This is a genomic window from Amycolatopsis sp. WAC 04182, assembly GCF_003947465.1.
In the GTDB taxonomy this organism is placed as follows: domain Bacteria; phylum Actinomycetota; class Actinomycetes; order Mycobacteriales; family Pseudonocardiaceae; genus Amycolatopsis.
Map to the genome: position 1 here is coordinate 1 of NZ_QHJJ01000038.1, position 722 is coordinate 722.

2 protein-coding genes are annotated in these 722 nt (G+C 67.6%); both read left to right on the top strand.

Features of this window, described 5'->3' with window-relative positions:
• Positions 1-184: 184 nt before the first annotated feature.
• Positions 185-454 carry a DNA-directed RNA polymerase subunit omega gene (rpoZ, locus tag DMH01_RS42370; protein ID WP_043638590.1) on the top strand — a complete coding sequence of 90 codons (270 nt, stop codon included), beginning with the start codon at positions 185-187 and terminating at the stop codon, positions 452-454.
• Between the two features lie 8 nt (positions 455-462).
• The coding region (locus DMH01_RS42375) for a flavoprotein (protein WP_305016652.1) at positions 463-722 on the top strand (260 nt) is incomplete at its 3' end.

The window sequence follows — 722 nt, forward strand, 5'->3', positions numbered from 1 at the left end:
GCACCGAGCCCGAGGACGTCATCGAGCGCCGGCTGCGGGCCGGACGGGTCGAGATGGCCGCCGAATCGGAGTTCGACCTCACACTGGTGAACACGAGTGTCCAAGAAGTGTGCCACCGGCTGATAGCCTTGATGACTGACCCTCAGGGGGTCACCACCACCATCAACCGAGAGGTCTGACAATCGTGGCAGGCACCACCCCGGCCGCGGAGGGCATCACCAACCCGCCGATCGACGCGCTGCTCGACATCGTCGACAGCAAGTACTCCCTGGTGATCATGGGTGCCAAGCGCGCCCGCCAGATCAACGCCTACTACTCCCAGCTCGGCGAAGGCCTGCTGGAATACGTCGGGCCGCTGGTCGAGACGCATGCTCAGGAGAAGCCGCTGTCCATCGCGCTGCGCGAGGTCTCCGAGGGCCTGCTCAACGCCGAGCCCATCGAAGGCGCGGTCTGACCCCTTCGATGAAGGTCGTCCTCGGCGTCAGCGGCGGCATCGCCGCGTACAAGGCGTGTGAGCTGCTGCGGCTGTTCACCGAGTCCGGTCACGAGGTGCGGGTCGTGCCGACCCGCGAGGTGCTCCGGTTCGTGGGCGAGCCCACATGGGCCGCCCTGTCGGGCAACCCCGTGACCGCCGACGTCTGGGACGACGTTCACGAGGTGCCCCACGTACGTATCGGCCAGCGGGCCGATCTCGTCGTGGTGGCGCCGGCGACCGCCAACAC